We start from the raw sequence: 25,342 nt of genomic DNA, 5'->3' as shown, positions 1-25,342 counted from the left end.
CGGGCGGTCTGGTGCTCACGCTGGGGTGGGGGGTCTGGCGGTCGGGTTGGGGCCGGGCGGTCTGGTGCTCACGCTGGGGTGGGCGGTCTGGCGGTCGGGCTGGGGCGGGCCGTCTCAGACTCGGGCTGGGGCGGCTGTCCGGCGCCCAGACTGCGCCGCCGCTGGAGACTTCCAAACGAACGGCGAAACCGCACCACCGCTTGTGGCAAGCTCTGCCCAATCACGTCGGCTGACCATCCAGCCCCTGAAGGATCACGAACAGGGCGTTGGTAGTTCCTGACCTCGCTGAGCGACCCGAGCCAGGTTGTCAGCGCACTCACGCCGGCGTCCCCGGCTCACAGGCCGGCGATGTCGCGGGTGTCGTCGACCGTGACGGCCAAGCCCCAGCTGAGAGCGTGCTTCATGTGGGCTGACGGCCGACCGGTCGTGATGTTCGAACGTCGATGTGGAGCGTTCCGTCCTGATGCCCTGTGGCAGATCGCCGCACCGTTGATACCGCCGCACCCGACGTCAGCTCCACACCGAGCCGGTGGAGACCGGCCGGGTCAGCAGAGACGGTCGAGCGTTGTGGCGAGCCAGTGCTCGTACGAGTCGCGGTCCCAGTCGGCGTTCGTGAGCTTGGCGTAAACCTCTGGACTGGTGATCGCCCACAGCCCCATGAGCGTCGCCTCGTCGGGCGGCTGGCCCAGCACGCGGTTCAGCCCGAACGCCAGGTCGTCGCGGCGGCGGGCCTCGCGCTCGGCGAGCTGTGCCGCGATGGCCCGGTCGCTCGACGCGGCTTCCCGCCAGGCGGCATCAAGAGGCGCGGTCCGCTCGTTCACCTCGGCGATCAGCCGCGCGGCAAGGGCCATGCGTTGCTCCCGGGTCCCCTCGTCCAGGCGGCGATACGCCGGGCGGTCGAAGATGGGCACGTCTTCCTCGTCGCCCGCCTTCGCGGCGTCCTTGGCCGCCGCGAGCAACGCGCTTTTGGAGCCGAACGAGGCGTAGACCGTGTCGATGGCGACGCCGGCCGCCTCCGCGATGCCGGCGATCGTGGTGCCCCGCCAGCCGCGACTGGCAAACAGCGAAGCCGCCGCGGCCAGGATGTCCGACCGGGTCTGCTCGCTCTGAAGCGCACGCCGCTTCGAGGCATAGCTGCGAGTCTGCTGCTTCACTCTGTCATCTTACCGTCCATAGATTCACCAGAACGCTGCTAGGTTGAATACATGAACATACCGCTGAAGAGATCCGCTGTGAGCCTGAACGTCATCGACGACCGCCCCGAGCCGAACCGCGAGCCCGTGATCCTGCTCCACGGGCTCGGCCTTGACGCGACCTCGTGGACTCCGATCGCCGCCGACCTCGCCGCCGCGGGGTTCCGCCCGATCCGCATCGACCTGCCCGGACATGGCGCATCGACCGGCTCGGGCTTCACGCTCGACGATCTCGTCGCCGATGTGGTCTCGGTCCTCGCCGACCGGCAGCTCGACCGCGCGCACCTGGTCGGTCACTCGCTCGGTGCGACGGTCGCGGCCGAGGTCGCCCTCCGCCACCCCGAGCGAGCGCTGACACTCACCGTGCTCGGCGGCCTCGTCGCCGGGGCGACCCCAAGTCCCGCCTTCCTCGACTGGGCACAAGAGATCGCCAACCTCGCCAAAGAGGGGCTCCCCGCCCTGACCGCAGCACTGCCGGACACGGTGATGTACCGCAGCCGCTACGACATCCGAGTGCGCAGCGCTCTCACAGCCCCCGGCTTCATCGAGGAGATCTTCGCCAGCCTGTACGCCGCGGCCACCACCACACCGAACTCCTGGGACCGCCTCCGCGCGAACGCCCCGGCCCCGGTACTCCTGCTCAACGGCGCCGGGGATCCCGCGTTCGTCAACACCGCCGCGGGACTGGCGGCCATGGTCCCCGGTGCAACCGGGATCGACCTGGCCGACGCCGGCCACCTCACGATCCTCGAAGTACCCACCGCGGTAAGTGGCCACCTCGTCGATTTCCTGCGCCACAGCCGCGACCGGCACGACATCACGCCAGTGGTCGCCTGACGGGTTGTTTCGGCTGGTTGAGTCCCCTATACCGCCCATGCGGCGTCTGCCCAAGCACCAGAAGTGCGCCTGCCGTCCCGGCCTTGTTCGACGTGTTTAGTCGGGTTCGAGCGCGCCCCGCGTGGACAATCCGGACGCCAGAGAATGCCAGCAAACCGCCGGACTCGAGCGGCGGACGAAAGTCGGGCGTGGGCCGAGGGGAGAACACGTGGCGGACGACGTCATCGGAATCGTGGGCGCCGGGATTGTCGGCCTGGCGGTGGCGCGGGAACTCACGCGCAGGCGACCGGGTGCTCGAGTAATCGTGTTCGAGAAGGAAGACCGGGTGGCCGTGCATCAGACCGGGCACAACTCGGGCGTCGTGCATGCGGGCATCTACTATGCGCCGGGCAGTCTCAAGGCTCGGCTCTGCACGCGCGGCCGGGCGATGCTCCGGGAGTACTGTGGGGAGCGCCGGATCCCGTACGTGGAATGCGGAAAGCTGGTCGTAGCCGTCGAGCCCGGTGAAGTGGCAAGGCTCGACGCGCTCGCCGAGCGGGCCGGGACCAATCTGGTGCCGGGCCTTCGGCGGATCGGGGCGGACGAGATCCGTGATGTCGAGCCCTACGCCGCCGGCCGGGCGGCGCTTTATTCACCCCGGACGGCGATCACCGACTACCCGGCGATCGCCCGTGCTTTCGCCGACGATGTGGTTGAGGCAGGCGGGGAGCTGCGGCTCGGCTTCCGCATCGAGAGTGTGGACGGCCAGGTGGTGCGGTCGCGCGCGGGGGAGCAGCGAGTGGATCGGCTGATCGTCTGTGCGGGCCTGCAGAGCGACCAGGTCGCCCGGCTGACGGGTGATCGGGCCGAGCTGAGGATCGTGCCGTTCCGAGGCGAATACATGAGAGTGCTTCCGGCCCGGAGTCACATGGTGCGCGGCATGATCTATCCGGTTCCGGACCCGCGTTATCCGTTCCTCGGTGTGCACTTCACCCGGCGGGTCGGCGGTGAGGTCGAGGTCGGGCCGAACGCGGTTCTCGCCACGGCCCGGGAGGGCTATCGGCTGGGCGACGTGTCGTGGCGGGAGCTGCGGGACATCGCCGGTTGGCCGGGCACCTGGCGGATGGCGGCGCGGCATTGGCGGACGGGGCTTCACGAGCTGCACGGCTCGGTGTCCAAGCGGGCGTACATGCGGCGGGCTCAGCGTTATGTGCCGGAAATCGGCGCGTCCGACGTGGTGCGGGCCGGGTCCGGCGTACGGGCGCAAGCTCTTGATCGTGACGGGAGTCTGGTCGACGACTTCCGGATCCATCGGCTCGGGACGGTGACGGCGGTCCGGAACGCGCCCTCGCCCGCGGCGACCTCAAGCATGGCCATCGCCGAGTACGTCGCCGACGCTGTTCTGGGCCCAGATGCGTAGGGGGCCGATCGATCGGAATCCGGCGGCCAGGGCGAGGGTGAGGTCGTCGCCGCTCTCGTAGCCGACCATGGGCCGGTCGCCGGCCGCGGACGTCGCGGCCGACCAGATCAGGGGCAGGTCGGCGTCGTCCGCGGCGAACACGTTGGACAGGCCGACGACGCTGCCGGTGCGGTTCAGGGCGAAACCGCCGAGCAGCCGGTCGCCGTCGTGGACGGCCATGAGCCGTACGGCGTCGTCGTGGAAAGGGCCGGCGGCAAGGCCCAGGCCTGCAGCCCGGCGTCGGAGGTGACCCGCCGGCTGTCCACCCGGGGGCCTGGAGCGGGCGGACGGAAGATCCATTCGGCGGAGAACAGCGTGCTGAACCCGTGCGGCGAGAGGTCGAGCGTGGCGAAGCTGTCCTTGACCGAGCCGGCGGGCAGCACATCGCCGGGCGTCGCGGCCGGACGCAGCGTGATGGCCTCCGGATAGAAGCGCGGGGTCGGGCCGGCGCTGCGCCACGCGTACGGCCCGAACGTGTAGCCGATCCCGTGCGCACGGCAGACCGCGGCCACCCAGTCGGCGTTGTTGCGTACGGCCGCGTTGACCTCGGCTCCGCTCACGCACGCAGTCTGACACAGGTCGCGATCCAAAGATCGACTTTCATTGATCTCCACTGTGGGCAGTACGCTGTCCCGGGAGCTGGGGTGGTGGGGAAAATGACCGAATCGTACGGGTGGTTGCCCGATGGTGTGGACATCACGGTGCCGGACGCGTCGCGTGTCTACGACTATGCGCTGGGCGGCGTGCACAACTTCGCCGTCGACCGCGAGTTCTGGCACCGGGCCGAAAAGATGTTTCCCGACGCGCGCCTGGTCGCCCGGGCCAACCGGGCCTTCCTCGGCCGGGCGGTGCGCTGGCTGACCGCGCGCGGCGTCCGCCAGTTCCTCGACATCGGCTCGGGCATCCCCACGCTGGGCAACGTGCACGAGGTCGCGCAGGAGGCCGATCCGCAGGCCCGCGTCGTCTACGTCGACATCGACCCGATCGCCGTGCAGCAGAGCCGCAGCCTGCTCACCGGCAACCCGTACGCCCGGGTGATCGAGGGCGACCTGCGCAAGCCCGACAGCATCCTCTATCACCCCGAGGTGCTCGACCTGTTCGACTTCTCCGAGCCGCTCGCCGTCCTCACCGTGGCCGTGCTCCATTTCGTGCCCGACGAGGCCGATCCGGTGGGCATCCTGCGCCGCCTGGGCGAGCCGCTGGTCTCCGGCAGCTATCTGGTGATCTCGCACCTCGGTCCGGCCGGGACGCCCGAGGGCCGCGAGGCGCAGGAGCGGGCCCGCCAGCTGTACGAGAAGACGCCGACCCCGGTCGTGATCCGCACCCCGGAGCAGGTCGCCGGGCTGGTCGGCGACGACTTCGAGCTGGTCGGCCCGGGCGTGGTCAGCTCGACCGAATGGCATCCCGATCCCGACGAGGCCGGCGACCCGCCGCAACCGACCGCCCTGGTCGCGATCGCGAGGAAGCGCGACGCCACGTCATGACGCTGGGCGATCTCACCGACGAGTGGTTGCGCGGAGTGGCCGAGGCGGGCTTCGTTCCCGGCGTACGCGCCCGGGCCCGCGCCGCCCTGCACGACCTGCTCGAGGAGTTCGTCGCCGCGGTGCGCGCCGAGCCGTTCGACCCGGCCCCGGGCGCCCGGATCGGCGCCGAGCTCGTCGACCTGCGCATGTCGGCGCCCCCGGTGATCGGCGCGACCGTGCACCTGCTGGCCGGCCGCCTGCCCGCGGTGATCGGCGACGACGAGCCCACCCGGAGCCGCATCCTCGCCCTCCTCGACCGTCTGACCACCGGCTTCGTGGCCGCCCAGCGCGACGCGGCCGTACGGGCGGCGGAAGAGATGAACCGCTCCGAAAAGATCCATTGGCGCCGCGTCCAGGTGGACCTGCAGCAGCAGTTGCAGCAGGCGATGCTGCACCGCCCCGACACCGGCCTGCCCAACGAGCAGCATCTGCGCAAGACCCTGGCCGAGCTCGCCCCCGATCAGCGGGTCGGCCTGCTGCTGCTCAGCCTCGACCGGTACGAGGAACTGACCGACACCCTGGGCCACGGCAAGGGCGCCCGCCTGCTGGCCGCGGTCGCGCGCCGGCTGCGGCCGCTGGGCGTCCTCGCGCACCTGGCCGACGACCAGTTCGCCGTGCTGGTCACCGGCACGGCCGGCCCGGACGACCTGATCAAGGTGGCCGACCAGGCCGGTCGCCTGCTGGCCGGGCCGTTCCCGATAGACGGCCACAACCTGCACGTGACCGCCTGCATCGGCCTGGTCGAGCGGCCGGTCGCGGGCAGCGATCCCGGCCGCTGGCTGCACGACGCCCGGATAGCGCTGCGCTGGGCCCGCCAGCGGGGCAACGGTCCCGAGCTGTACGACCCCGGCCGCGCCGCCGACGAGCGCCGCCGCCACCGCCTGGCCGCCGAGATGCCGGCCGCCCTCGACCGCGGCGAGTTCACCCTGCACTACCAGCCCCTCGTGCGGCTCGCGGACGGCGAGGTGATCGGCGTCGAGGCGCTGGCCCGGTGGGAGCGGCCCGGCGCGCCCGGCCCGCTGCAGTTCATCCGGATCGCCGAGCGCACCGGCCTGATCCGGCGGCTCGGCCGCACCCTGCTCGAACAGGCCTGCCGCCAGGGCGCCGCGTGGCGCCGCGACGGCCGCGACCTGCTGATCAGCGTCAACCTGTCCCCGGTCCAGCTGGGCGACCCCGGCCTGGTCGGCTCGGTGGCCGACATCCTGCACCGTACGGGCCTGCCCGCCGGCCGCCTCCAGCTCGAGATCACCGAGACGGCCGAGGCGCTGCCGCACCGCTCGGCGCTGGCCGCCCTGGGCGACCTCGGCGTCCGGCTGGCCCTGGACGACTTCGGCACCGGCTATTCCAGCCTGGCCGTCCTCACCGCACTGCCGTTCACCGAGGCCAAGCTGGCCGCCGAGTTCCTGGCCGGGGCGGGCCGGGGCCGCGTGCTGCGCCACATCATCGAGGCCTGCCACGCGATGGGCATGACCATCACGGCCGAGGGCATCGAGACCGCCGACCAGCAACGCGCCCTGCGCGACCTCGGCTGCGACCACGGCCAGGGCTACCACCTGGGCCGCCCCGCGCCGCCGTCGGTCCCGTGAGCGTCCGGCCCGCGGAGCCGATAGTGTCGGGCCCGTCGAAACAGCATGCCGGGGGAGAAAAGCCGTGCCGAACGAGCTCATGCAGATCCAGGCCGAGGACGGCAGCGCCGTGCTCCTCGAGATCGACGCGCCCGACGCCGGGTTCGGTGAGGTCTCGTTCGACGGCAAGGTCTTCAAGTCCCGCGAGACGCTCGAGGCCGCCCTGTACGGGGTGCGCAGCATCGCCCTCAAAGCGCTCGACACGTTCCGGGCCGGCGAGAGGGCCGGCGAGTCGCCCGGCGCGAGCCGTCCCGACACGGTCGAGCTGGAGTTCGGGGTGAAGTTCAAGGCCGAGGCCGAGTCCGCGGTCTTCGCGCGCACCGCTTCCGAGGGCCACATCGTCGTCCGGCTGTCGTGGTCGGACCGCAGCAGCCAGCCGGTGGGCCGCCCCTATCTCGAGGACGACCCGCAATAACGCGGCTCAGACCGGCTCGCTCACGAGGAACGCCGTGGCCTGCGCGGCGGAGCCCCGTTCGAGGCGGACGCCGCCGCCCCGGGTGATGAGGAAGAAGCCCGGATAGTTCACCGATTCCAGAATGAGCGCGCGGCCACCGCGGACCGGGTGGGTGCAAAAGGTGGCGTCCCGCTGATACAGCTGCGAACTGTCCCACCGGTCCAGGCGGAGCACGAAGTCGCGGTGCCGCAGGAAATAGCCGGGGAAGTTTTCCGATTCCAGCGAGACGCAGCCCGCCGAGGCCAATCCGCGCCGGACGGTGAATCGGGAATCCCGCCGTTCGTCGCGGGGGCTGCGCGAGCCGACGTCGTCGATCCGGGCCACGAAGTCGCGGTGCCGCAGCCGATAGCCCGGGTTGTCGGCGAGCGCCAGCCCGACGGTCTCGTCGACGGTCAGCCGGGCGGCCGGGGCGGTGGTCGGCGGGCGGCTGGTGGGCGGTCGCGAGGTCGGGCGGCGGGTCGTGGTGGCCTTGGTCTCGCGGCTGCGCGCGGGAACGCGGGTCACCGAGCCGGGGCCGGGACTGCTGCTGGTGACGCTGGGCGGCGGCAGGATCGGGATCGCGGCCGACGGGGCGAACGGCGGGAGGACCACCCGCTGGGCCAGGGCGGCGTCGTCGTCCCCGCCGCGCACGGCGAGCGCCGTGAGACCGGCGATCGCGATCAGCGCGCCGGTGGCCAGGGCGGCCACGGCCCGGCGGCCCGGACCGCTGCCGGCGTGCCGCCGGATCGGACCCGTCCACAATGCGGCGGAGAGGGCGGCGGCACCGCGGCGGCGGGGCGGAACAGGAGGACGGAGAGGACCTTTGGTGTCGCGATACGGCGGGACCCAGCCACCGATCCGCAACCCCTCGGGCTTATCCTCGTCGGGCATGTGAATTTCCGATCCGCGAGCCGCCGGCTAAGACATTCTTAAGCTGTCGGAAAGGCATTCTTACGGCGAAAGCCGCCAATGGCAAGTGTTCGGGCGCTTCCACAAGACGTCCACGAGAATCGAACTGTCCTCTGGTCCGGCCCGTACCACCGGGTGACGGCGCCCGGGTCCGCGGGCGCCCGCGGCCGCACCGAGGAGGCGCGATGGACGGCTCCGCCCGCCCTCCGCACACTGACGACGTCGAACCACCCCCGACGGGGGAGTATGCCCTGGTCCCCGAGTACGACACGGGGACGTACGCCGGCTCGGTCGACACGACCCCGGCCGAGCCCGAGCCGGTCGCCCTTCCCCGAATCTCGGACTACTGGCCCGACGGGGTGAAGAGGCCGGCGCCGAAAAGGCCTGAGACGCCGCCGCCGCCGGATACATCGGAGCCCCCGCGCCGCCGCCTGCGCCTGTTCGCAGTGCTGGCCGGCATCCTGCTCCTGCTCGGCGTCAGCGCCGTCGTGCTGAGCCGGCTGACCGGTCAGGACGACACCGCCCGCGAGCCCACCGGGGCCGCCGATCCCGAGATCATCGTCGGCGGCACCCCCAGCCCGCCGGTCTCGATCGAGCCGTCCCCGGCGGCCCCCTCGGCCACCGCCGGCACCACCCCGCCGTCCACTCCGCCCACGTCGGCCACGCCGCCCCCGCCCGTGGGCCCGGCGTTCGAGGCCGGCACGTTCGTGCTCGCCTCCGGCCTGACCGAGCTGAACGTGACGGTGGGCCGCCCGCCCCGCAACGGCATCGCCAAGGTCAGCTCGCCCGACGGCAGCGGCGTGGTGCCCGACGCCGATCTGGACGGCACCGACCTGCGGCTCACCGCCGAGCGCCGGGGTGACAAGGGCACCGGTGACGTCAATGTGGTGCTCGACGAGCGGATCACCTGGACGATCCGGATGGAGGGCGGCGTCCGGCGCGGCACCTTCGACATGGTCCACGGCTCGGTGCGTGACTTCTCCTTCGAGGGCGGCGCCAACCAGCTCGAGCTCACCCTGCCCCGTCAGGAACGGCAGATCGAGATCCGGATGGCCGGCGGCGTCCACGAGTGGCGCATCGGCACCGAGGGCGAGTTCAAGGTCAAGGTGCGGGTGGGCAAGGGCGCCGGCGAGATCTCGCTCAACGGCGACCGTGACGAGAGCATCGACCGGGGTGAGGTGGTGCGCTCGCGCGGTGACGACGACGAGTCGGGCGGCCTCACGATCGAGGCGGTCGGCGGCATCGGATCCCTGAAGGTCAAGCCCCTGTGACCGGAAAGCGGCTTTCCTCCAGGCGGGGTTGCGGGGAGTAAGCCCGCTTTGGGAGTCTCGCCACCAAGAGCGGGGAGGTCCCATGACCGACGATCGCCTGGACCACTTGCGTGCGCTGGCCGAGCAGGGTGAGGCCCTGGCCCGGCAGGCCCGCGCCGCCGAGCAGCGCGCCACCGGAGCGACAGCCACCGACGCTTCCGGTGCCGTCACCGTCACTCTCGACGGTGACGGCCGGGTCAGCGGCGTCGCCGTCGCACAGGGCTGGAGGCGGTTGCTGGGCTCGGAGGCCCTCGGCCCGGCGGTGATCGAGGCGGCCCGGGCGGCCACCGCGCGCCGCGTCGAGGCGTGGGGCGACGCGTACGCGGACCAGACCCCCGCCGAGTCGCCGGTGCTCGACCGGGACGACTTCAGCCGGCGCCTGCAGCAGGCGGCCGACGGTGGAGGCCCGATGTCGCCGGAGGACAGCCGGGCCGCCCTGCGCGAGCTGCTGTCGCTGGTCGAGGCGATCGATCAGGGGCTCGACGAGGTCTCGGCCGGGGTCACCGGGGCGCTCGCGGCGACCTTCGCCGGTCGCAGCCCCGACCGCAAGGTGCAGGTCACGGTGACCGGCGGCGGTGACATCGCCGACCTCACCTACGACCGGCAGTGGTTGCTCCAGGCCCACGAGATCAACATCGCCCGGCAGACGGCGGCGGCGTTCCGCGCCGCCTACGAGGAGGCCGGGCGTCACGGCGTACGGGAACTGATTGCTCGCAGCCCGCTCGGTGCGGCGCAGGAACTGCTGCGAGATCCGCCGGCGCTGGCCCGGCGGCTCCGGCTCACCGACTGATGGGGGAGCGATGACACTCAAGGCGGCCATCGACGCGCTGCACACCGACGCGGCCACCTGGGACGACTCGTCCCAGGTGCTCAGCCGCGCGGCCGAGGAAGCGGGCGCCCTGACCCTCACCGAGGGCCAGCTGTCCTGGGCGAGCCGCCCGACCGGCCTGCTCGACACGTACGCGGAGATCCAGCTCAAGGCGGCCGAACTGCTGCGGCAGGGCACCCGGGTGCAGGCCGATCTGAGCCGCACGCTCGACGACGTCGCGGTGGCGTACGAGCGGAACGACGAGGAGGCCGCCAGGCGGCTCGGGGGAGTGTGGGACGTCCGTGACTAGCCCGGCAGCCGAGGAGCAAGGCCTCCTCGACAAGATCATGTCGCTGCTCGACAAGATCGAGCAGAAGACCGACGACCTGCAGAACGCCATCAACTCGAAGCTCAAATACCTGCCCGGCTTCCTGCAGGACAAGGTCGTCTCCGGCTGGAACCGGTTCTGCGACTTCATGAAGCAGTCCTGGGACGCGCTGCGCGAGATCGTGGCCAACATGGGCTCGCCCACCAGCCTGGCCGACACCGCGAACGCGTGGAGCGACCGGGTGGGCGGCCCGGTCAGCGGGCGGGTGCAGTACGCCGAGGCCGGCCTGCTCGAGGTCGACACCAACTGGGACGGTGACGCGGCCGAGGCGTACCGGCAGACGCTGCCCCTGCAGAAAGCGGCGATGGAAAAGATGAAGACCGTGCTCAGCGACGGCATCGCGAGCGCGCTGGGCGACATGGTCAAGGGCATCTACATCTTCTGGGGCGCCCTGATCGTCGCGCTGGCCGCCCTGGTCGGCGGCATCGTCTCGGCGCTGTCCTCGTCGGCCACGATCGTCGGCCTCCCGGCCGCGCCGTTCATCGCCGGCGCCGCCGCGGCGGCCTCGGTGGCCGCGTTCGCCGCCGGTGGCATCAACCTGAAGTCGACGGCCGCCGCGGCCAACAGCACCCTGCGGCAGAAGCTGAACGACAACATCGGTTACCGCGACGGGGCCTGGCCGCCCGCCGTCACCGGCTGAGCCCGCGGTGGCCGCCAACCGTTCCACGCTGACCGTCCTGCTGGTCGTCCTGCTGCTCTGCGAGGCCGGCCTGGCCCTCATCGGCCTGCTCGCCTGGTCGACCCTGAGCGGCGACGACGGCATCGCCGGGCTGATGCTGATGGGCGAGTCGGGGGCGGCCGGGGTCGTGCTGATGATCCTGTTGCTGCTCTCGCTCCCGGGTAAGGCCGGGCTGGCCTCGCTGGCGTACGGCCTGTCCTGGCTCCGCCTGCTCGCGGTCTTCGTGGCCGGGGCGGTGCTGGTCGCGCGGGGCGACCTGACCCCCGCGTTCGCCGCCGTGCTGGCCCTGCTCGACTCGCTGATCGGGATCGTCGTCGCCGGGGCGGTGCGCAAGCGTCATGGATGACCCGCTCGTCGCCACCGCCGGTCTGTTCTGCCTGGTCGCGGTGGTGCTGGCGGTCGTCGTCGGGCTGCTGGCCGTCCGGCACCGGCGGCGGCGCGACCAGCAGCTGCAGGAATGGGCGTCGACTCACGGCTGGCAGTTCGTCACCCGGCCCGCCGTCGACTGGGGACAGCATCTGCCCGGGCGCAACCCGCACGGCGTCCGGGTGATGCTGGCCGGGCGGGTGCACGGCCGGCCGGTCATGGTCGGGGAGTACGAGGTCACCGACACCCAGGTCTCCACCGGCGCCGACGGCAACTCGGCGACCACCTCGCACACCCACCGGTACGTGGTGACGGTCGCGCTGCTCGCCCGCATGCAGCCCCCGGTCAGCGTCTCGGCGCGCGGGCGGCTTTCGCGGGCCAAGGCCGGGCTGCTCGGCCCGGGCGACACGGCCAGCGGCGATCCCCGGTTCGACAAGGCGTTCCGCATCCGCGGCGTCCCGGGCCCGTGGCTCACCCCTCAGCTGCGCGCCGCGCACCTGGCCGATGAGGTGCCCCTGCCGTGGACGGTGTCGGACCAGCAGCTGATCACCTGGACCGAGGGCTCGCTGCGACCCGCCCCCGTCATCGATCCGGTCCTGCGGCTGGCGCATCTGCTCGACGGCGCTTGACCTCGAGTGCCCTCGAACACCTAGCGTTCGCAACCATGCAGACCATCGAACTGGGCCGGACCGGACAGCACGTCAGCGCGATGGCGCTCGGAGCGATGCAGATGGGCGGGGCCACCAGCGAGCCCGACTCCGGACGCATCCTCGACCGCTATCTCGAGGCCGGTGGCTCCTTCATCGACACCGCGAACTGCTACGAATGGTGGCGTCACCCGGGCACCCGCGGCGGGCAGAGCGAGGAACTGCTGGGCCGCTGGATGCGCGACGGCAACAAGCGCGACCGGGTCTTCCTCGCCACCAAGGGCAGCGCGGTGCCGGTCTTCTCGCCCGACCTCTGGGACGCCGACGGCAACCCGGACTGGGACCTGGCCCGCCGCACCTTCGAGGGCGCGGGCGCCGCCACCCTGCGCGGCGCGCTCGACGGCAGCCTGCGCCGCCTGGGCACCGACCACGTCGACCTCTACTACGTCCACGTCGACGACCGGAGCACCCCGCTCGAGGAGACCCTGGAGGTGCTGCACTCGTTCGTCCAGCAGGGCAAGGTCCGCCATCTCGGATGGTCCAACGTGCGGACCTGGCGGCTCGAACGCATCCGGCAGCTCTGCGCCCGCCACGGCTGGAGCCTGCCCGTCGCCGTCCAGCAGCAGCACTCGTACCTGCGGCCCAACGCCGCTTCGGATTCGGCCGGGATCGTCGACGGCGAGCAGCTCGACTATCTGGCCGAGCACGACGACCAGACGCTGGTCGCCTATTCGCCGATCCTCAAGGGCGTCTACGGCAGCGCCGCCAAGCGCGACGGCCACTGGATGATGGACAACTACACCGGTCCCGACGCCGACGCCCGCCTTGCCGCCGTGGCCGAGGTCGCCGCCGAGGCCGGTGTCACCCCGAACCAGCTCGTCCTGGCCTGGCTGCTGCACCAGAGCTCGCCGCGCGTGCTGCCGCTGATCGGCCCCCGCACGCTCCAGCAGTTCGAGGACTCGCTGCCCGCCCTGGACGTCAAGCTCACCGACGACCAGCTCACCCGCCTGACCAACGCCAAAGCCTGAAACCACACCGCGGACGTACGCCTCGCCGGCCGGGACAACCGCACCATCGCCAACCCGCTGCCCCTCGCGATCACCGCGGGGGGCAGCGCCGTTGCGCGGGCGGCGGCCGTGGCGTTTAGCCATCAACCTCTACTTGAGAGTTACCTTGAGGTTGACCTTGAGGGTTACCGCAAAAGTCCAGCTCAGAGCCCCTACGCGAACCGCTGGTCGATCCAGGCCGCGACCCGGTCGGCCGAGTCGATGACAGCCTGGTCGTGGTCGCGGCCCTCCAGCTTGTCGTAGCGCACCGGGGCGCCCTCGAGCTGCTCGACCAGGATGTCGGTCAGGGCCGCCGGCACGATCGCGTCGTTCGTCCCCTGCACGATGAAGGCCGGCGCGGTCAGCGGCGTCTGCGCCGGGTCGACGTACTGAGCCAGCTTCTCCACCCACGCCTCGGGCAGCTTGTCGCCCTTGAGCAGCTTCAGCGGCGGGGCGTAGGCCGCGAGGATTTCGTAGAGGCATTCGTTCCGCAGCACCTCTCCCTTGGCCAGGGCCGCCCCGGTCAGCACGGTCTCCGGCTTGAACGACGGCTCCACGGCGTTCAGCCCGTAGAGGGCCATGGCCATGAAGCCCTGCCCCTCGGTGCCCGGGATCGCCTCGGCCAGCGCGCGGGTCTGGCTGGTCGGCGCGATGCTCACCGTCCCGCGCAGCTGCAGGCCGCCGTCGTACCCGCCCGCGAGCTGATTGGCGAACAGCGCGCCCTGCCCGCCCTGCGAGTGCCCGTCCACCACGTACTGCCGGGACAGGCCGTCGTCGAGGTGCCGCGCGGCCCGCACGCTGTCGATGATCGAGCGCCCCTCACTGGCCCCGATCAGATAGGGGTGCGGCCCCGGCGTCCCCAGCCCCGGGTAGTCCGGCGCGGCCACCGTCCAGCCGCGCTCCAGCAGCGACGCGACCGCGACTCGGGCCTCCGGCCAGAACACGTCGTCGTGGCCCGACGGCGCACACCGATCGGCGATCCCGGTGGTGCCGTGGGCCCACACGACCGTCTTGTTCTTCTTGTTCTTCAGCGGCGTCAGCACGAGGCCCGAGGCCAGGATCCCCTTCCCCCGTACGTCCGTGGTGGCGTACCGGATCTGCTTGGCCCGGGCCAGCGTCCGGAGCCCCTCGGGCAGCGCCCGCGGCGCCGAGCTGACGATCGATCCCGGCTCGGGCGCCGGTCCGGTGGAGGCAGGCCAGTGGAACACGTGCGCCGGACCGAACCGGTCGGTCGGGACGTCGGCCATCGCCCGCGGCGCGGCGACGGTGAAGGCGGCGCCGCCAGCCAGCGTGGCGGCGAGAATTCGAATGATCAGCACCCGATGGTTGTATCCGGGCAAACCGGTCGAACCGCGCAACGCTCCGGGCCCGATCGGGTGATCATCGGGCCTGGATGATGCATCGACGCGCCGGCGAAGTGCAGCCCAGTGCAGCCCGGCGCAGCCCGGCGCAGTGCAGTGCGCCGCGAAGGCATCTCCGCTCCGGCGGCATAGCGCGGGTCACAGCCGGAAATGCCCCTCCCGCGACGGGTGTTCTGCTGGCTGTGATCGACAGGACGGCGACGGTGGTGGTGATCGGCGGGGGCCAGTCCGGCCTGTCCGCGGCCTACCACCTGGCACGGCGCGGCTTCCGCAGCGCGCTCGAAGAAAACGAACGTTCGTTCGTGGTGCTCGACGCCGAGCCCGCGGCCGGGGGAGCGTGGCGGCACCGCTGGGAGTCGCTGCGAATGGCCACCGTCAACGGCATCTTCGACCTCCCCGGGCTGCCCCAGCCTCCGCTAGATCCGGCCGAACCCAGCCGCACGGCGGTCCCGCGCTACTTCGAGGCCTTCGAACGCACCTTCGAGCCCCCGATCCTGCGCCCGGTCCGGGTTACCGGCGTCTTCGACAAGGGAGGCGAAGGAGACAGGGGAGGCCGGGGAGGCGAGCGAAACAAGGAAGGCCGGGGAGGCGAGGGAGACAGGGAGGGCCGGGGAGGCGCAGGAGGAGGCCGGGGAGGCGAGGGGGACAAGGGGCCGGGAGGGCTGCTCGTCGAGTCGAGCGTCGGTCGCTGGCAGACCCGGGCTGTCATCAACGCCACCGGCACCTGGACCAACCCGGTGCGCCCGCACTACCCAGGCCAGGACACGTTCACCGGCCTCCAGGTGCACACCCACGACTACGTGTCCGCCGACCAGTTCGCCGGGATGCGGGTCGCGGTGGTCGGCGGCGGCATCTCGGCGGTCCAGCAGCTCGAGGAGATCTCCCGGGTCGCGACCACCTTCTGGTACACGCGGCGCGAGCCGGTCTTCCGCGCCGACGGGTTCGAGCCCGAGGGCGCCGGGCGCGAGGTCATCGCCAAGGTGACCGCGGACGTCGAGGCGGGCCGCCCCACCGGCAGCGTCGTCTCCTACACCGGCCTGCTGCGGACCCCGTTCGCCGCCGCCGCCGGAAGCCGGCGCCGGCCCATGTTCACCGCGATCGAGCCGCACGGCGTACGGGAAGCGGACGGGTCCGTGACGACCGTCGACGCCATCGTGTGGGCCACCGGGTTCAAGGCCGCCCTGTCCCACCTGGACCCGCTCGGCCTGCGCAACGAGTCCGGCGGCATCCGCATGATCGGCACCCAGGTCGCCGCCCACCCGCGCGTGCACCTGATCGGTTTCGGCCCGTCCCAGTCGACGGTCGGCGCCAACCGGGCGGGCCGCGAGGCCGTGGCCGGGCTGGTCCGATACCTTACGGCCGCGGAGCGATCCGCACGCTGATGCTCTTCACGTGCGAGTAGTGGTTCAGCGCCTCGATGCCCTTCTCCCGCCCGTACCCGCTGGCCTTGTGCCCGCCGAACGGCATCTGCACCGACTGGGTCGACCACGAGTTCACGTAGACCTGACCGGCCTCGATCGCCCCGGCGACCCGGAACGCGCGGGAGATGTCGGCCGTGAATACGCCGCCGACCAGCCCGTAGTCGCTGTCGTTGGCGATCGCCACGGCCTCGTCCTCGGTGTCGAACGGGATGACCACCAGAACCGGGCCGAACACCTCCTCGCGGGCGATCGTCATGTCGTTGGTGACCCCGGTGTAGATCGTCGGCTCGACGTGTCGCCCCTCGCCGGCGACGCCCCCGGCCACCGCCTCGGCGCCTTCGGCCTCAGCCACCGACAGATAGTGGCGTACGGTCTCGAACTGCTTCTCGGTGATCATCGGACCGACCTCGACCCGCCGCGCCGCCTCCCGCACGAGGGCGACGAACGAGTCGTGGATCGACCGTTCGACCAGCAGCCGGGTGCCCGACGAGCACACCTGCCCCGCGTTGGTGGTGAACGCCCGCACGGCCTCGGACGCCGCGAACGGCAGGTCGGCGTCGGCGAAGACGATGGTGGCCGACTTGCCGCCCAGTTCGAGGGTGAGCGGCAGGATGCGGTCGGCGGCGATCCGCCCGATGGCCCGCCCGACCGGCACCGAGCCGGTGAACGCCACCTTGCGGACCAGGGGGTGCTCGACGATCGCCGTCCCCACGGTCGCGCCCGGCCCGACGACGACGTTGAGCACGCCGGGCGGCAGGCCCTCCTCGGCCGCGAGCCGGGCCAGCTCCACGGTCGTGCCCGACGTGACCTCGGCCGGCTTGACGACCACGACGTTGCCCGCGGCCAGGGCGGGGGCGACCGCGCGGGCGGCCTGGTTGAGCGGCAGGTTCCAGGGGGTGATGATGCCGACCACCCCGTACGGCTCCCGGACCGTGTAGACGTGCAGGTCGGGGCGCACGTCGAGGACGTCCCCGGCGGGCAGGTGCACGAGCGAGGCGTAGAACTCGAAGTATTCGGCCGCGCCGCGGATCTCGGCCTCGGCCAGCGCGGCCGGCTTGCCCGTCTCGGCGCACTCCAGCCGGGTCAGCCCCTCGACGTCGGCGATCATCCGGCGGGCGATCGCCATCAGCACCCGCCCCCGGTCGAAGGACGCCATGTGCCGCCAGTTCCCGAGGGCCGAGGCGGCGGCGCGAACGGCGGTGTCGACAGGATTCACGGCAGGCCTCCGAGCAGCTAGTGTGTATGACTGTCATACAATCACGAGAGGGAGTGGCGATGGAAGCCAGCGCTGTGGTGACGGGGGCGGCCCGGGGCATCGGACGTCAGGTGGTCGAGCGTCTGCGGCAGACCGGCTGCCGGGTCGTGGCGGTCGACATCTCTCCCGAGGTCAACGACCTGGCCGAGGCCGGCGGGGTCGTCCCGCTGGTCGCCGACGTGACGGCGGCGGGCACACCGGCGGCGGCGATCGACCGGGCCGTCTCCGAGTTCGGCCGGCTCGACCTGCTGGTCAACAACGCGGCCCGCTTTCTGCGCCGGCCCGTCCTGGAGACCACCGACGACGACTTCGACGCCCTGTTCGCGACCAACGTGCGCCCGGCCTTCCGGTTCGCCCGGGCGGCCCTGCCCCACCTGGCCGAGTCCCGGGGCTGCATCGTCAACACGGCCTCGATCTCGGGTCTGGTCGGCATCGCCAACCAGAGCGTCTACGCGATGACCAAGGGCGCCATCGTGCAGCTCACCCGTCAGCTGGCGATCGAGTGGGCCGGCCGGGGCGTCCGGGTCAACGCGGTCGCGCCGGGGGCGGTCGACACCGGGTTCATGGACGAGGCCCGCGCGGCCGACCCCGACCCGGCGGCCAGCCTGGCCACGACCCTGGGCAACCACCCCATCGGACGCGTGTCCACGCCCGACGAGGTGGCTCGCGCGATCGTCTTCCTGGCCGCGCCGGAGTCGGGCGGGATCACCGGCACGATCCTCAGCGTCGACGGCGGTTACGTCGCCCGCTGAGCGGCCATCTCCTCGAGCAGGATCGGGGCGGCCGCGGTCACCCCGTGAATGCCGAGCACCGACGCGATCTCCATGACCTCGAGGATCTCGCGGGCGGTCGCCCCGTACCCGATGGCGTTCTCGATGTGCAGCTTGAGGCCCTTGACGTACAGATGGGTGGCCGCGGTGTCGAAAGCGATGTAGACGAGTTCCTTGACCTTGGGCGTCAGCGTGCCGGTGCGCCACGGCACCGACGAGAACTCGGTGTACGCCTCGAACATGTCCGGGTCGAGTTCCAGCATCTCGTCCCAGAACGAATGCCAGTAGCCCCGCGTCTTCGTGAAGCCGGCCTTGAGTTGTTCCTGCCGCTCGTCCAGCGGCGCCGGCCCGTCCCGCAGGCCCTTCTCCTCGAGCACCTCGACCAGCACCGGCACACCGATGTTCATGGCGTGGATGCCCAGGGTCGCGGAGAGCTCGAGCACCTCCATGATCTCCTGTGGGGTCGCCCCGAGGGCCAGCGCGGCGCGGATGTGCTGGCGGACGCCCGGCAGGTACATGTGGGTGGCGTTCGCATCGATCGCAATGTAGATGAACTCCTTCACCTTGGGATCGAGCACGCCGGTGCGCCACGGCACGGCCGACAGGTTGAGGTAGGCCAGGAGGAACTCGGGGTCGAGCCGCAGCACGCCTTCCCAGGTGTCGCTCCACGTTCCCCGTACGCGGATGAACTCGTCCTTGATTTCTTCCTGCCGGGCGGTCAGCGTCATCGCGGAAGCTCCTCTCGCAGCCATGTGACGATCTCGGTGTGGTCGGCCGACGGTTCCAGCGCGTCGGCGGCCCGCGCCCAGAGCGACACCGCGGCCTCCCCGAGCGGATCCGGCGTGCCGACCTGAGCGGCCAGCCCGGCGGCGATGCGCATGTCCTTGAGCATCAGGCGCAGCCCGAAGCCGGAGTCGTACGTGCCGGGCAGGACGAAGCTGGGCCACTTGTTCTCGGTCGAGCCGCTGCGCCCGCTGGAGCTGTTGAAGATGGACAGCATCGTGGCCGGGTCGAGGCCGAAGCGCTCGCCGGCCAGCATGGCCTCGCTCGTCACCAGCAGGTGCGTGGCCGACAGCAGGTTGTTGAGCGCCTTGACGGCGTGCCCGCTGCCCACGTCGCCGGCCCGCGTGGTGGTGCCGAGGCAGGCGAGAACCGGTTCCACGCGCGCGAGGTCGGCGGGCGCGCCTCCGGTCATGATGGTGAGTTTTCCCGTACGGGCCCGCGCGACCCCGCCCGAGACCGGCGCGTCGAGCAGCGTGATGCCCCGCCCCGCCAGTTCCGCGGCCAGCGCGCGCGTGCGCAGGGGCTCCGACGAGCTCATGTCGACCACGATCGTGCCCGGTCCGACGTCGAGGCGGGCGACGGTCGCCTCGACGATGTCGGAGTTGGGCAGCATCAGGATGACCACGTCGGCGTCCCGCACGGCGTCGTCCAGGTTGTCGGCGGCGGCGTGGCCCAGCGCCAGCCGGGCCTCCGGGGACACGTCGTAACCCCGTACGGGAAAACCGGCCTGAATCAACAGCGACGACATGGGACCGCCCATGTTGCCGAGGCCGATGAACGCGATCGTCGTCATGCCACCTCCTCGGCCCAGTGGGTCGGGCCGAGCGAGATGGCCAGGTGGGTCATGGAGGAGCCGGGGGCGGCGCCGTGCCAGTGCCGTTCCCCGGGCGGCACCCAGACGATGTCGCCGGGCCGGATGGTCCGCGGCTGCTCGCCGTCGGGGCAGACCAGACCGATCCCGGACACGACCTGCAGGATCTGGCCGTGCTCGTGGTGGTGCCAGAACGTGCGGGCGCCCGGGGCGAAGGTCACGGTGGCGATGGTCGTGCCGTCGGTGGCCGGCAGCGCGGTCTCGAACCACACCTCTCCGCTGACGGTGGCGCGCTGCTCGGCCGGGTCGCGCTCGCCGGGGTGCACGATCTTCATGCCGCATCCTCCTGGGTGTGCAGCCGGACGCCGCCGGAGAGATCCCCGATGGCGTCGACGACGGTGTTGCTGATCTCGTCGGCGTAGCCGAGCGCGCGGGCCATGCCGAAGCTGGCGAGGGGCCCGGCCGAGTTGGGGCTGGCCACGCCGAGCCGGGCCACCAGCTCGACGTAGAGGTTGACGTCCTTGAGCATCAGCGTGTTGGTGAGCCCGCCCTTGAGGTAGTCACCATGGATGATCTTGGGAAAGCGGTTCTGGGTGGCGAAGTTGACGCCGGAGCTCGCGTTGAGCACGGCGAGCAGCGTCTCGAGGTCGAGCCCGGCCTTCTTGCCCGCCACCATCACCTCGGCCGTGGCCGACAGCGCGATCGCGTTGAGGAAGTTGTTGAGCAGCTTGACCGTGTGCCCGGCCCCGCTCGGCCCGCAGTGGAAGATGTGCGCCGAGAACAGGTCGAGCACCGGCCGCGCCCGCTCCAGCGCGCCGGCGTCGCCGCCCACCATAAGCGTCAGCGCGCCCTTCTCGGCCGCCGCGGCGCCCCCGGAGATGCCCGCGTCCAGATAGGCCGCCCCGCGCCCGGCGAGCAGTTCGTGCAGCCGTACGGTCGAGTCGGGCGCCGCCGTGGACAGGTCGACCACGATCGAGCCGTCCCGGGCGTGCGGCAGGAGGTCGTCCATCACCGCCTCGACGACGTGGCTGTCGGGCAGCGAGAGCAGCACGATGTCGCTGCCTTCGGCCACGCCGGCGACCGACGCGGCGGGCTTGGCGCCGGCCGCGGTCACGTTCTCGTCCCGGACGTCGTAGCCCAGCACCTCGTGCCCGGCCCGCACGACACACGCGGCCATCCGCCCGCCCATGTTGCCCAGTCCCACGAAGCCGATTCGCATCAGCGTTCCTCTCCGATGGTGGCGGCCAGGCCGGCCAGCGGGCCCGCTTCGATCGGGGTGAAGCGGCCCAGCGTGTCCGGGTCGTGGCCGCTGACGATGTGGTCGGCGCCCATCCCGCGGATGCGGTCGAACCCCGCGTACATGCCGATCAGATCGGCGACCTGGGTGAAGGGCATGTTGCGGTCCAGCTCCTCGTAGTAGTGCACCGCGTCCGAGGCGAGCAGCACGACTCCGGCCGTGGTGTCGACCAGGACCACGCTCTGACCGGGCGTGTGGCCGCCGATCCGCAGGACCCGTACGCCCGGGGCTATCTCGGTCTCGTCGGTGAACGTCCGCAGGCGCGGCCCGGCCCGGCGCAGATGGTCGATCTCGGCGTCCTCGACGGAGTGGTGCACGAGCGTGCGGCTCGCGTAGGGGCCGGTCCAGAAGTCGTACTCGGCCGCCGCGACAGTCACCGGTGACACGGGAAACAGGTCCAGGTTGCCGATGTGGTCGTAGTGGGCGTGGGTGACCACGACCGGCGGCCCGGCGGCCCGGTCGACCCCGAGGGCGTCGAACGCGGCGGCCGGCTCGACCAGCGTGGTGCGCTTGCGGGCGGCGCCACCCGCGGCCGAGAACCCGGTGTCCACCACGATCGTGCGCTCGGCGTTGCGGACGACCCAGAAGAAGTAGTCCATGCCGATCGGGCCGTCCGGCTCGCCGTACAGGTGGTAGTTGAGATAGACGTCGCTGCGCACGGTCTGCCGGGTGCCGTACTTGACGATCGTCACTTCGTACGGGGTCATGACAACAGCAGCTGCCCGGCGTTCGTGCCGACCAGCCGCCGGATGTCGTCCTCGCCCAGGCCCGCGTCGAGCAGCCCGCGCACGGCCCGGCGGAACAGCGTCACCGGCAGCGGGTTGTTCTTCTGCCCCGAGTCCGACGACAGCACGGTCCGCTCGACGCCGACCTCCTTGATGAAGGTGAGCAGCTCGTCGAGGTCGCGGCGGCGTTCCTCGCGGCCGAAGTACATGACCACGCAATGCTCGATGGTGACCCCCTTGCGGGCCCAGGCGACGGCCTGCTCGACCGACGCGCCGACCACGAAGATGGGGTGGTTGACCACGATGCGGCCGACGCCGGCCTCGAGCGCGGCGTCGATCAGCGCGGACGACTCCTCGACGCCGAGGTGCCCGCAGGTCAGCACCGCGTCCTCGGCGGCGATCACCGACAGGATGTCGCGCACCTCGGGCAGCACCGCGCCCCGGTCGTCGAGGATCGTGATGATCTCGTTGGGGCGCAGCTCGACCTCGGAGGTGGGGAAGCCGGTGTCGTGGTGCTCGTGATGCTTGACGTGGGCGTTGGAGGAGAGCGTGGGGAACCACACCATCCGCCCGCCCATCCGCAGAGCCAGTTCCACCGCGTACGGGTTGAGCCCGCCCACGGTCCGGTTGAGCGCCACCCCGCCGTAGACCTCGGTGGACAGCTCGGCCAGCCCGGCCGCCCGCAGGGCCAGGATGTCGGTGACCATGCTGTGGTGGTGCGACTTGGCGACGATCGCCCGGAAACCGGCCTGTGACGCGTCGCGGGCCGCGTCCAGGATGCTCATCCGGCGCGGGAACGGGCTCGGCCCGGGGTGCTGGTGCAGGTCGACCGCCCCGGCGAGGAGGCTGTCGGCCTGCTCGTCGGGCTGCCGGTTGTCGGATTCGGTGGTGAAGCCGTAGTCGACGTTCATCGTGTTCCTCACTCGCTCACCAGGACTTGGTCTTCGGGCCGCCAGTGGGCGACGACCCGCGTGCCGGGGCTGACCTCGGCCGGCGAGCCCACGGGCAGCACCGCGCAGCCGACCGAGTCGTCGTCGAAGGCCAGCTCGATCCGGTAGTACGTGCCGTAGAAGGAGACGTCGGTGACCGCCGCCGGAGCGACGTTGCTCCCGGCGGGCACCGACGTCTCGTCGAAGGCGATCCGCATGCGCTCGGGCCGCACGATCAGCGCCTGCTGCTCGGTGCCGTCGCCCGGATCGGGGACGGTCCACTTGCGGTCGTGCCACTCGTAGACGTCGGCCGGCCGATAGCGGCCCGCGAAGACGTTGGACTCGCCCAGGAACCGGGCCACGAACCGCGTGGTGGGCCGGTGGTAGAGCTCGGCCGGTGTGCCCACGGCGACGATCCGGCCCTGATCGAAGATGGCGATCCGGTCGGACAGTGTCATCGCCTCGTCCTGGTCGTGCGTCACGAAGACGAAGGTCAGGCCCAGCTCGTCGTGCAGGCGCTTGATCTCGCGCTGCAGCGACTGGCGCAGCTTGCGGTCGAGCGCGCTGAGCGGCTCGTCGAGCAGCAGCAGGCTGGGGGAGAAGACGACCGCGCGGGCCAGCGCGACCCGCTGCTGCTGACCGCCGGACAGTTCGTGCGGGCGCCGCTCGCCCATGCCGCCCAGGTCGACCAGGTCGAGCGCCTCGCCGACCAGCTTGGCCGTCTGGGCCGCCGGAACCTTGCGCTCGCGCAGCGGGAAGGCGACGTTCTGGGCCACCGTCAGGTGCGGGAAGAGCGCGTAGTTCTGGAAGACCATGCCGAAGTTGCGCTTGTGGGCCGGCGTACGGGAAATGTCTGTGCCGTTGAGTTCGATGCGGCCCGACGTGGGTTCGGTGAAGCCGACGATCATGTTCAGCGTCGTCGTCTTGCCCGAGCCGCTCGGTCCCAGCAGCGTCAGGAACTCGCCCGGCTGGATCTCCAGGTCGATGTGGTCGACCGCCGGAGTGCCCGAGCCGTACTGCTTGGTCAGGCCGGCCAGCTGGACCCGGGCCCCGCGGGCCGCGTTCTGGATACTCATCGGGTCCCCTTCTTCGAGCCACGCGCGCCGGCGAGCTGCGCCAGCAGGATCGGAACACTGACCAGCACGACCATCAGGCTCGAGGCCGCGGAGATGGTGGGGTCGATCTGGATGGTGATGCTGTTGAACATCTGGACCGGGAGCGTGATCGCGCCCGGCGCCTGGAGGAACAGGGCGATGACGACCTCGTCGAGCGACGACACGAAGGCGAGCACGGCGCCGGAGAGGATGCCCGGCAGCACCAGCGGCAGCGTCACGCGCCGGAACGCCGAGACCGGACCGGCGCCGAGACTGGCCGCCACGGCCGGCAGCCGGTGGTCCATGCCCTGCAGCCGCGCGGTCACCGCGATCACCACGAACGGCAGCGCCATCGCGGTGTGGGCCAGGATGATGCCGAACAGCGTGCCGTTCAGGCCGGTCTGCAGGAACGCCGAGAACACCACGAGAGCGACCAGGATGTGCGGGACGATCATCGGCGAGAGCAGGAACCCGTTCACCGGGCCACGCCAGCGGGGCCGGAGCCGGGCCAGGCCGAACGCGGCCATCGTCCCGAGCACGGTCGCGATGATCGCGACGTAGACGCCGACCTGCACGGTGTTCAGGATCGCCGCGGTCCAGGCGGGCGAGGTGAACAGGTTCTCGTACCAGCGCAGCGACCACTCGTCCGGCGGGAACTGGAAGGTCTCGGCGGCCGAGAAGCTCATCGGGAAGATCACCAGGGTCGGGGCGACCAGGATGACGGCGACGACCGTGGTGTGGATCCGCAACCACGGGCGTACGGACCCTTGCCGCCCGGTCGAGCCGGTGCGGGCGGGCTGGCCACCGGCCGCCACGACGGCCACGTTCTGCCCGGCCAGCCGGCGGCTGAGGCCGAGCACCAGCAGGGTGACGATCAGCAGGAAGATGCCCATGGCGCCGGCTCCGCCGAAGTCGAGCAGTTCCTTGGCCCGCACGTTGATGACCTGGGCAATCATGGCGCTGCGGGTCGAGCCGAGCAGCGCCGGAGTGACGTAGAAGCCCAGCGAGAGCACGAAGACCAGCGACATGCCGGCCACCACCCCGGGCGTGGACAGCGGCAGATAGATGCGGCGGAACGCCCGGGCCCGAGGCGCGCCCAGGCTTTGACCGGCGGCGACCAGGCGGCCGTCGATCTGCGACATCGAGCTGTAGAGCGGCAGCACCAGGAACGGCAGCAGCACCTGGGTCATCGAGATGCCGACGGCCAGCGGAGTGCCGAGCAGGCGTACGTCCCCGAGGCCGAGCGGGGTGAGGATCTTCTGCACCACGCCGCCGTCCTGCAGCAGTACGAGCCAGGCGAAGTTGCGGGCCAGCATGCTCGTCCAGAACGGCACCAGGACGATGGTGACGAGCACCGCGCGCATCGTCGGCCCGACCAGGGTCATCGCGTACGCGTAGGGATAGGCCAGCAGCACGCCGGCCACCGACACGATTCCGGCGATCAGCAGCGTCCGCCCGAGCACCTTGACGGTGTAGCCGTCGGTGAACAGCGAGGCGTAGTTGCCCAGCCCGGTCTCCGGCTCGGTGAAGCTGTCGGCCACCAGGCTGGCCAGCGGCACGACGAACAGGACGATCAGCGCGATCAGCGCCGGCGCCAGGAGGAGCCAGCCCGGGGAGCGCCGGGTCCGCCCGGCCGGGGCCGCCCCGGTGCGCCCGGCCGGGGGCGCCTCCGGAGCGGCGGTCGAGACTGCCAT

The 25,342-nt window shown here is 71.6% G+C and carries 28 protein-coding genes; 14 read left to right on the top strand and 14 right to left on the bottom strand.

Going from position 1 to position 25,342, the window contains the following annotated elements; translation table 11 throughout:
• Positions 1-545 precede the first annotated feature (545 nt).
• Positions 546-1,154, bottom strand: a complete 609-nt coding sequence (locus tag ACZ3I4_RS32625; RefSeq protein WP_465385895.1) for a TetR family transcriptional regulator — start codon at positions 1,152-1,154, stop codon at positions 546-548.
• Positions 1,155-1,205: 51 nt separating this feature from the next.
• Here ACZ3I4_RS32625 and ACZ3I4_RS32620 point away from each other — a divergent pair, with 51 nt between their 5' ends.
• Together ACZ3I4_RS32620 and lhgO are read left to right on the top strand one after the other, a co-directional pair.
• Positions 1,206-2,030 (top strand): alpha/beta fold hydrolase, encoded by an 825-nt coding sequence (locus tag ACZ3I4_RS32620; RefSeq protein ID WP_465385894.1) that lies wholly within the window; start codon positions 1,206-1,208, stop codon positions 2,028-2,030.
• A gap of 208 nt (positions 2,031-2,238) precedes the next feature.
• Complete coding sequence (gene lhgO, locus ACZ3I4_RS32615; RefSeq protein ID WP_465385893.1) at positions 2,239-3,429, top strand: L-2-hydroxyglutarate oxidase; 1,191 nt, start codon at positions 2,239-2,241, stop codon at positions 3,427-3,429.
• On the opposite strand, the gene ACZ3I4_RS32610 is transcribed toward lhgO, so the two are convergent.
• Together ACZ3I4_RS32610 and ACZ3I4_RS32605 are read right to left on the bottom strand one after the other, a co-directional pair.
• The gene (locus tag ACZ3I4_RS32610; RefSeq protein ID WP_465385892.1) at positions 3,373-3,648 is read right to left on the bottom strand and encodes a hypothetical protein; all 276 of its coding nucleotides are present in this window, start codon (positions 3,646-3,648) and stop codon (positions 3,373-3,375) included. The genes lhgO and ACZ3I4_RS32610 overlap by 57 nt on opposite strands.
• Positions 3,603-4,028: a hypothetical protein gene (locus ACZ3I4_RS32605; RefSeq protein WP_465385891.1), complete on the bottom strand. Its 426-nt coding sequence runs from the start codon at positions 4,026-4,028 to the stop codon at positions 3,603-3,605. The genes ACZ3I4_RS32610 and ACZ3I4_RS32605 overlap by 46 nt, the downstream gene beginning before the upstream one ends.
• A 96-nt stretch (positions 4,029-4,124) precedes the next feature.
• On the opposite strand from ACZ3I4_RS32605, the gene ACZ3I4_RS32600 reads away from it, so the two are divergent.
• The 3 genes from ACZ3I4_RS32600 to ACZ3I4_RS32590 all read left to right on the top strand — a co-directional run bounded on the left by ACZ3I4_RS32600 (position 4,125) and on the right by ACZ3I4_RS32590 (position 7,031).
• On the top strand, positions 4,125-4,952 hold the full coding sequence (locus tag ACZ3I4_RS32600) for an SAM-dependent methyltransferase (protein WP_465385890.1): 828 nt from the start codon (positions 4,125-4,127) through the stop codon (positions 4,950-4,952).
• Entirely contained in the window at positions 4,949-6,577 is a 1,629-nt protein-coding gene (locus tag ACZ3I4_RS32595; RefSeq protein ID WP_465385889.1) for a putative bifunctional diguanylate cyclase/phosphodiesterase, read from the top strand. Before ACZ3I4_RS32600 ends, ACZ3I4_RS32595 begins: the two co-directional genes overlap by 4 nt.
• Positions 6,578-6,641: 64 nt before the next feature.
• The gene (locus tag ACZ3I4_RS32590) at positions 6,642-7,031 is read left to right on the top strand and encodes a CU044_2847 family protein (RefSeq protein ID WP_465385888.1); all 390 of its coding nucleotides are present in this window, start codon (positions 6,642-6,644) and stop codon (positions 7,029-7,031) included.
• A 6-nt stretch (positions 7,032-7,037) separates the two neighbouring features.
• Here the strand turns inward: ACZ3I4_RS32590 and ACZ3I4_RS32585 are convergent, their stop codons facing one another.
• Positions 7,038-7,940 (bottom strand): AbfB domain-containing protein, encoded by a 903-nt coding sequence (locus ACZ3I4_RS32585; protein WP_465385887.1) that lies wholly within the window; start codon positions 7,938-7,940, stop codon positions 7,038-7,040.
• A gap of 203 nt (positions 7,941-8,143) precedes the next feature.
• Between ACZ3I4_RS32585 and ACZ3I4_RS32580 the strand changes: the two genes are divergently transcribed.
• The 7 genes from ACZ3I4_RS32580 (at position 8,144) to ACZ3I4_RS32550 (ending at position 13,184) form a co-directional block, all read left to right on the top strand.
• On the top strand, positions 8,144-9,229 hold the full coding sequence (locus ACZ3I4_RS32580; protein ID WP_465385886.1) for a hypothetical protein: 1,086 nt from the start codon (positions 8,144-8,146) through the stop codon (positions 9,227-9,229).
• 82 nt (positions 9,230-9,311) lie between these two features.
• The gene (locus ACZ3I4_RS32575; RefSeq protein WP_465385885.1) at positions 9,312-10,058 is read left to right on the top strand and encodes a hypothetical protein; all 747 of its coding nucleotides are present in this window, start codon (positions 9,312-9,314) and stop codon (positions 10,056-10,058) included.
• Positions 10,059-10,068: 10 nt separating this feature from the next.
• Positions 10,069-10,386 (top strand): hypothetical protein, encoded by a 318-nt coding sequence (locus ACZ3I4_RS32570; RefSeq protein ID WP_465385884.1) that lies wholly within the window; start codon positions 10,069-10,071, stop codon positions 10,384-10,386.
• On the top strand, positions 10,379-11,104 hold the full coding sequence (locus tag ACZ3I4_RS32565) for a WXG100 family type VII secretion target (protein WP_465385883.1): 726 nt from the start codon (positions 10,379-10,381) through the stop codon (positions 11,102-11,104). Before ACZ3I4_RS32570 ends, ACZ3I4_RS32565 begins: the two co-directional genes overlap by 8 nt.
• Positions 11,105-11,111: 7 nt before the next feature.
• Entirely contained in the window at positions 11,112-11,489 is a 378-nt protein-coding gene (locus tag ACZ3I4_RS32560; RefSeq protein WP_465385882.1) for a hypothetical protein, read from the top strand.
• A complete protein-coding gene (locus ACZ3I4_RS32555; RefSeq protein WP_465385881.1) occupies positions 11,482-12,138 on the top strand; it encodes a hypothetical protein in 657 nt (218 codons plus the stop codon). The genes ACZ3I4_RS32560 and ACZ3I4_RS32555 overlap by 8 nt, the downstream gene beginning before the upstream one ends.
• 35 nt (positions 12,139-12,173) lie before the next feature.
• The gene (locus ACZ3I4_RS32550) at positions 12,174-13,184 is read left to right on the top strand and encodes an aldo/keto reductase (protein ID WP_465385880.1); all 1,011 of its coding nucleotides are present in this window, start codon (positions 12,174-12,176) and stop codon (positions 13,182-13,184) included.
• 191 nt (positions 13,185-13,375) lie between these two features.
• Here ACZ3I4_RS32550 and ACZ3I4_RS32545 read toward each other — a convergent pair whose 3' ends face one another.
• A complete protein-coding gene (locus ACZ3I4_RS32545; protein WP_465385879.1) occupies positions 13,376-14,521 on the bottom strand; it encodes an alpha/beta fold hydrolase in 1,146 nt (381 codons plus the stop codon).
• A 224-nt stretch (positions 14,522-14,745) separates the two neighbouring features.
• Here ACZ3I4_RS32545 and ACZ3I4_RS32540 point away from each other — a divergent pair, with 224 nt between their 5' ends.
• Complete coding sequence (locus ACZ3I4_RS32540) at positions 14,746-15,945, top strand: flavin-containing monooxygenase (RefSeq protein ID WP_465385878.1); 1,200 nt, start codon at positions 14,746-14,748, stop codon at positions 15,943-15,945.
• Here the strand turns inward: ACZ3I4_RS32540 and ACZ3I4_RS32535 are convergent.
• Positions 15,917-17,200: an aldehyde dehydrogenase family protein gene (locus ACZ3I4_RS32535; RefSeq protein ID WP_465385877.1), complete on the bottom strand. Its 1,284-nt coding sequence runs from the start codon at positions 17,198-17,200 to the stop codon at positions 15,917-15,919. The two genes, ACZ3I4_RS32540 and ACZ3I4_RS32535, sit on opposite strands and share 29 nt — an antisense overlap.
• 59 nt (positions 17,201-17,259) lie before the next feature.
• On the opposite strand from ACZ3I4_RS32535, the gene ACZ3I4_RS32530 reads away from it, so the two are divergent.
• Complete coding sequence (locus ACZ3I4_RS32530; RefSeq protein ID WP_465385876.1) at positions 17,260-17,991, top strand: SDR family NAD(P)-dependent oxidoreductase; 732 nt, start codon at positions 17,260-17,262, stop codon at positions 17,989-17,991.
• Here ACZ3I4_RS32530 and ACZ3I4_RS32525 read toward each other — a convergent pair.
• The 8 genes from ACZ3I4_RS32525 to ACZ3I4_RS32490 are packed head-to-tail and all read right to left on the bottom strand — an operon-like array spanning position 17,976 to position 25,342.
• Positions 17,976-18,737, bottom strand: a complete 762-nt coding sequence (locus ACZ3I4_RS32525) for a carboxymuconolactone decarboxylase family protein (RefSeq protein WP_465385875.1) — start codon at positions 18,735-18,737, stop codon at positions 17,976-17,978. The two genes, ACZ3I4_RS32530 and ACZ3I4_RS32525, sit on opposite strands and share 16 nt — an antisense overlap.
• Positions 18,734-19,585, bottom strand: coding sequence for an NAD(P)-dependent oxidoreductase (locus ACZ3I4_RS32520; protein WP_465385874.1), 852 nt, complete (start codon positions 19,583-19,585; stop codon positions 18,734-18,736). The genes ACZ3I4_RS32525 and ACZ3I4_RS32520 overlap by 4 nt, the downstream gene beginning before the upstream one ends.
• Positions 19,582-19,938, bottom strand: a complete 357-nt coding sequence (locus tag ACZ3I4_RS32515) for a cupin domain-containing protein (RefSeq protein WP_465385873.1) — start codon at positions 19,936-19,938, stop codon at positions 19,582-19,584. The genes ACZ3I4_RS32520 and ACZ3I4_RS32515 overlap by 4 nt, the downstream gene beginning before the upstream one ends.
• Positions 19,935-20,822 (bottom strand): NAD(P)-dependent oxidoreductase, encoded by an 888-nt coding sequence (locus tag ACZ3I4_RS32510; protein WP_465385872.1) that lies wholly within the window; start codon positions 20,820-20,822, stop codon positions 19,935-19,937. Before ACZ3I4_RS32510 ends, ACZ3I4_RS32515 begins: the two co-directional genes overlap by 4 nt.
• A complete protein-coding gene (locus tag ACZ3I4_RS32505; protein ID WP_465385871.1) occupies positions 20,822-21,607 on the bottom strand; it encodes an N-acyl homoserine lactonase family protein in 786 nt (261 codons plus the stop codon). The genes ACZ3I4_RS32510 and ACZ3I4_RS32505 overlap by 1 nt, the downstream gene beginning before the upstream one ends.
• Positions 21,604-22,548, bottom strand: a complete 945-nt coding sequence (locus ACZ3I4_RS32500; RefSeq protein WP_465385870.1) for a DUF6282 family protein — start codon at positions 22,546-22,548, stop codon at positions 21,604-21,606. Before ACZ3I4_RS32500 ends, ACZ3I4_RS32505 begins: the two co-directional genes overlap by 4 nt.
• Positions 22,545-23,630, bottom strand: coding sequence for an ABC transporter ATP-binding protein (locus ACZ3I4_RS32495; protein ID WP_465385869.1), 1,086 nt, complete (start codon positions 23,628-23,630; stop codon positions 22,545-22,547). The genes ACZ3I4_RS32500 and ACZ3I4_RS32495 overlap by 4 nt, the downstream gene beginning before the upstream one ends.
• Positions 23,627-25,342, bottom strand: coding sequence for an ABC transporter permease subunit (locus ACZ3I4_RS32490; protein WP_465385868.1), 1,716 nt, complete (start codon positions 25,340-25,342; stop codon positions 23,627-23,629). The genes ACZ3I4_RS32495 and ACZ3I4_RS32490 overlap by 4 nt, the downstream gene beginning before the upstream one ends.

It is taken from the genome of Actinoplanes sp. NPDC021490 (assembly GCF_055562135.1).
Note: the sequence above shows the minus strand (reverse complement) of the source record. Positions and strands in the feature narration are given on the sequence as shown.